The following is a 4,855-nucleotide window of genomic DNA, read 5'->3' as shown; positions in this document are numbered from 1 at the left end:
CGTTTCAGCGACTTTTATAATTTAACACTTCTCGTTACATCTGTCAACAGCTTTTTTCTTTCGTTGCTGACGACGCTTATTAATTTACCATATTAATCATTTAATAGTCAACACTTTTTAAAAAAATGCCAAAATAATTTTATCTTGGCATGATATAAAGCTTAATAATCACTAATGCTGCCACACCCGGTAAGCCTAACAAACTCGTTATTGCTGCTGTCCCCATGTTAATCGGGATATGAAAATCAAAATATGTCCCTACAACATTTACGATAAAAAGCAATGCTATTCCTAAAGTAACATGAAAAATCACCTTACCTATAAAACGTAATGGCTTAGAGGCAACACCAAAAACAAGAAAAATAAATACTAAAGTAAGAATGCCAACAATAATAATTGTAGAATTCATTTTTTCCTCCTTATGAATGACCTATACATCTATTTGTATGGGACAAGACAATAAAAAAGAACAGTTATCATATGCAGCATCTCTTTTATATAAACTAAATAAAACAATACCTCAGCATTTAAAAAACAAAATAAAAAGGCCTGCTTAGAAAGCAGAACCTTTTACCATTGTTCCATTTTTACAGGACGACGCTTTGCTTCTTTCAACAAAAAGAAATATTTCGCCTCTGCTATTTTCAAAGAACAAATGACATCTTGAGACGGTTCTACACTTTGTTCGACCATTCTCTTCTGACGTAACCACTCATTCTTCACTTTTTCCAAAAGTACAATTAACTTATCGTCATACTCTTTACGCAATTTACCCTTTTTTTGAAAGAACATTTTCGTTTCTCCTCTTATACTTCTCTGCGACCTTCTAACGCTTTGGATAATGTCACTTCATCTGCATATTCTAAATCTCCACCAACTGGCAGACCATGTGCAATACGAGTTACTTTAATGCCTGTAGGTTTTAAGAGGCGGGAGATATACATCGCTGTAGCTTCCCCTTCAATATTAGGGTTTGTTGCTAATATCACTTCTTGTACCGTTTCATCATGTAGTCGCTTTAAGAGTTGCGGGATATTAATGTCTTCCGGTCCAATTCCCTCCATAGGAGAAATCGCACCACGTAACACATGATATACACCTTGATACTCTTTCATTTTTTCCATCGCGATTACATCTTTCGGTTCTTGTACGACACAAACAACTGATTGATCTCGATGTGAATCATTACAAATATAACAAGGATCACGATCAGTAATATGTCCGCATACAGAACAGTACGCTAAATCTCGCTTCGCATTTACAAGTGCTTTCGCGAAACCTAACACATCATCTTCTTTCATATCTAATACGAAAAATGCCAATCGAACCGCTGTTTTCGGTCCGATACCTGGCAACTTCATAAAACTATCGATTAGTTTTGATATTGGTTCTGGATAATGCATGTATCAATATCCTCCTAGAACATTCCACCTGGTAAGTTTAAGCCTTTTGTAAATTTACCCATTGTAGAGTTTGAAAGCTCATCAGCCTTTTTAAGTGCATCATTTGTTGCAGCTAATACTAAGTCTTGTAGCATTTCGATATCTTCTGGATCTACAACTTCTTCTTTAATCTTCACTTCAAGAATTTGCTTGTGACCATTTGCGATAACTGTAATCATTCCGCCGCCAGCTGTACCTTCAACTGTTTTTTCACCAAGCTCTTCTTGTGCTTTCGCCATGTCCTTTTGCATCTTTTGCATTTGTTTCATCATGTTATTCATATTTCCCATTCCGCCACGCATCATAATTAATTCCTCCTAATTATTATTACTCTTTTATTTCAATGAGTTCTTGCCCTACTAATTTCACTGCCTCTTCTATAAGAGGATCTTCCTTTTTCTCTGGGTTTTCTTCAGACTCTCCACCTTCACGTTGTAAAAAGTCTTCACGGATTTTACCCCATTCACTTTTTGGAATGGCAATCATATTTAACCTTTTACTTAGCAATTCAAATAAAGCTTGTTCTACTGTATCCATAGCTTCTCGATTTTCGCTCGCCATCTTACAGTGAATCTCATATTGAAATGCTAAAACGTAAGTGTCATCTGAAGCTGCCACTGGTTCGCTATTTTCTAGTAAAACAGCAAACGCTACTTTGTTATATGATTTGAGTCTTCCTAACAACTCACCCCATACAGCTTTTAATTGTTCTAAATCTTGACGCTTCGCTTGTTTTAATACTTCATTTACACGTCCGACAGGAATCTTCATACTTCCTGTTCTTACCGGCTTTGGTGTTGCACGTGTCTCTCTTACTTCCTGTTGTACACCAGCTGGCACACCGTTCTTTTTAACTTGCTCTAACTCTTTCTCCAGTTGCTGCATCCTGTTCATAATTGCTTGCAAACGATCTGTACCATTTGCTTGCATCATAAACTGTTGACACAATTGCACCATAACAACTTCTAAGAAAATACGCGGATGATTTGTCCACTTCATTTCCTGTTGTCCCTTACTAAGGGTATGAATAATCTCATAGATCACTTCCGGTTGCATTTCTTCACTCAACTTACGGAATTGATCATCTACAATTACTCGTTCCAACATATGTTCTAGTTGCGGTGAAGTTTGATATAAAAGCATATCACGATAATAGTAAATGAAATCCTCCATAAAACGAACTGGATCCTTCCCTTTACTCATCATTTCATCTATGATTTGCAATGCTCTTGATACATCATTTTCACGTATGCATTCTACTAAATTGCCTAAGTATTGCTGAGAAACAGATCCTGTTACGGCCAATACATCTTCTGTCGTAACGGTCTCATCACTATAAGATATAGCCTGATCAATAAGACTAAGTGCGTCACGCATACCACCTTCAGCAGCACGCGCAACAATTTGTAATGCCTCATCTTCCACTTGCGTACCTTCATTTGTCACGACCGTTGATAATCTCTCAACAATATCATTCACTGATATTTTTCGGAATTCAAAACGCTGACAACGTGAAATAATTGTAGGCGGGATCTTATGAGGTTCTGTTGTCGCCAAAATAAAGATAACATGTCCTGGCGGCTCTTCTAAGGTTTTTAAAAGCGCATTGAATGCACCCATAGAAAGCATGTGAACTTCATCAATAATGTATACTTTATATTCTACAGCACTTGGAGCATATTTTACTTTATCTCTAATATCTCGAATTTCATCTACACCGTTATTTGAAGCCGCATCAATTTCTAATACATCTGAAATGGATCCTTGTGTAATTCCTAAACAAGAAGGACATTCATTACAAGGTTCAGCTACCGGAGCATGTTCACAGTTAATTGCTTTTGCAAATACTTTTGCAATTGTCGTTTTTCCTGTTCCCCTCGGGCCAGAAAATAAATAAGCATGTGAAACTTTCTCTTGAAGAAGGGCATTTTGCAACGTTTTTGTCACGTGCTTTTGACCGACTACATCTTCGAACTTTTGCGGTCTCCATGTTCGGTATAACGCTTGGTATGACACGAAAATACGGCCTCCCTCAAAGGTTATTATCTCATTTATTATAACCCATTCTGTTTATAGATTCCAAAAGTTATTTTCTATACAAAAAACTCACCTTTGTATTAAGGTGAGTTTTGTATACATATATAACTGCCGTGCACCCTCCGTCGATTACGTACCATAAGCGTTACTCAAGCAGTTAGCTCGGTTCAGGCACTCCTGCGGCACACGAGAAGACCCGCTTATTGCTGCTTCCTTCCGGACCTGACAAGGTTCACGGGGTCCCGTTGCGCAGGACCCAAACGTCAACACCACTTACTTAAGGCAGACCTTACAGCAACATAACCTCGAGAGGGGATTCGGCCTCGCTAGAGCGGATTGCGAGTATAGGGCACCGCTACCTCCCCGCTTAGCACGGCAAAGTTAAAACCAATATTCGGTTGCCTTCATTAAAGGCATTATCAGTATAACTTGTTTCTTTATAAAATGCAAATACGTTAGTTCCCAGTATTCTTCTCTAATTTTTTTATTGCTTTTCTTTTTTTACGAAGCTCTCTAAAAAAGCTTGTTAACAACGTACCGCATTCTTCCTCTAGTACACCAGATACTACTTCACATTGATGATTGAAGCGTTCATCCGTTAAAAGATTCATCAATGTCCCTGCACATCCGCCCTTCGGATCACTTGCACCATATACAACTCGCTTCACTCGTGATAAAACAATTCCACCTGCACACATTGGACAAGGTTCTAATGTTACATACAATGTTGCATCTTCTAAACGCCATGTCCCTAATTTTTTACACGCCTCATCTATCGCTAGCAACTCAGCATGAGCTATTGATCTCTGCTCAGTTTCCCTTAAATTATGGGCAACACTAATTACCTCACCATCTAACACTATAACTGCTCCAATTGGTACTTCCTGTATTTCCTCTGCCTTTTTAGCTTCTTCTATCGCTAATTGCATAAAATAAATATCTTGATCTTGTTCCATAACATAGTCCTTTCATTACAAATAAAGTACACTTATTTCCATTTACTACACAGGGGATAACTTTTACAAATTCAATCCACCCTAAAAGAAAAAAGAGAGGGGATTACATATGAAAAATACCGCCTTGCTCATTATCGATATGATTAATGACTTTCAATTTTCCCACGGACCCATTCTAGCTAAAAAATGTGAAATTATAACAAACCCTATTTTACAATTAAAGAAAAAAATGAAATCCTTCGGCTGTCCTATAATTTACGTTAATGACCATTATCAACTGTGGAGATCTGATATCGACCAACTTATTACTCATTGTACAAATGAATATAGCGAAAACATAATCCATAAGATTGCTCCAAGTTCTGATGATTACATTTTTATTAAACCACATTATTCCGCTTTTTATGAAACACCTTTAAA

7 protein-coding genes and 1 other RNA gene are annotated in these 4,855 nt (G+C 37.3%); 1 reads left to right on the top strand and 7 read right to left on the bottom strand.

Annotated elements, in window-relative coordinates; genetic code table 11:
• Window positions 1–139: 139 nt before the first annotated feature.
• The 7 genes from ABWK52_RS06820 to tadA form a co-directional block, all read right to left on the bottom strand.
• Window positions 140–409 (bottom strand): pro-sigmaK processing inhibitor BofA family protein, encoded by a 270-nt coding sequence (locus tag ABWK52_RS06820; protein WP_001089273.1) that lies wholly within the window; start codon window positions 407–409, stop codon window positions 140–142.
• Between the two features lie 161 nt (window positions 410–570).
• Entirely contained in the window at window positions 571–792 is a 222-nt protein-coding gene (locus tag ABWK52_RS06815) for a YaaL family protein (protein WP_000466019.1), read from the bottom strand.
• A gap of 14 nt (window positions 793–806) precedes the next feature.
• Window positions 807–1,403, bottom strand: a complete 597-nt coding sequence (gene recR, locus ABWK52_RS06810) for a recombination protein RecR (protein WP_000559169.1) — start codon at window positions 1,401–1,403, stop codon at window positions 807–809.
• 14 nt (window positions 1,404–1,417) lie between these two features.
• Complete coding sequence (locus tag ABWK52_RS06805; protein WP_014894853.1) at window positions 1,418–1,744, bottom strand: YbaB/EbfC family nucleoid-associated protein; 327 nt, start codon at window positions 1,742–1,744, stop codon at window positions 1,418–1,420.
• A gap of 25 nt (window positions 1,745–1,769) precedes the next feature.
• Window positions 1,770–3,458, bottom strand: a complete 1,689-nt coding sequence (dnaX, locus tag ABWK52_RS06800) for a DNA polymerase III subunit gamma/tau (RefSeq protein WP_097856325.1) — start codon at window positions 3,456–3,458, stop codon at window positions 1,770–1,772.
• Window positions 3,459–3,590: 132 nt separating this feature from the next.
• An RNA gene (ffs, locus tag ABWK52_RS06795) (signal recognition particle sRNA large type) lies at window positions 3,591–3,855 on the bottom strand.
• Window positions 3,856–3,934: 79 nt separating this feature from the next.
• Window positions 3,935–4,435, bottom strand: a complete 501-nt coding sequence (tadA, locus tag ABWK52_RS06790) for a tRNA adenosine(34) deaminase TadA (protein WP_000434332.1) — start codon at window positions 4,433–4,435, stop codon at window positions 3,935–3,937.
• Window positions 4,436–4,544: 109 nt separating this feature from the next.
• Here tadA and ABWK52_RS06785 point away from each other — a divergent pair.
• On the top strand, window positions 4,545–4,855 hold a 311-nt coding region (locus ABWK52_RS06785; RefSeq protein WP_353771899.1), incomplete at its 3' end, for an isochorismatase family cysteine hydrolase.

Origin of the sequence: Bacillus sp. AP50 (assembly GCF_040492675.1) — a bacterium.
Taxonomy (GTDB): Bacteria; Bacillota; Bacilli; order Bacillales; family Bacillaceae_G; genus Bacillus_A; species Bacillus_A cereus.
This window is presented reverse-complemented; position numbering and strand designations above follow the sequence as displayed.

What these genes read in the sequence shown, in the direction of transcription:
- tadA (WP_000434332.1), bottom strand. Translation starts at nt 4,435, where the DNA reads ATGGAACAAGATCAAGATATTTATTTTATGCAATTAGCGATAGAAGAA.
- ABWK52_RS06820 (WP_001089273.1), bottom strand. Translation starts at nt 409, where the DNA reads ATGAATTCTACAATTATTATTGTTGGCATTCTTACTTTAGTATTTATT.
- recR (WP_000559169.1), bottom strand. Translation starts at nt 1,403, where the DNA reads ATGCATTATCCAGAACCAATATCAAAACTAATCGATAGTTTTATGAAG.
- ABWK52_RS06805 (WP_014894853.1), bottom strand. Translation starts at nt 1,744, where the DNA reads ATGCGTGGCGGAATGGGAAATATGAATAACATGATGAAACAAATGCAA.
- ABWK52_RS06815 (WP_000466019.1), bottom strand. Translation starts at nt 792, where the DNA reads ATGTTCTTTCAAAAAAAGGGTAAATTGCGTAAAGAGTATGACGATAAG.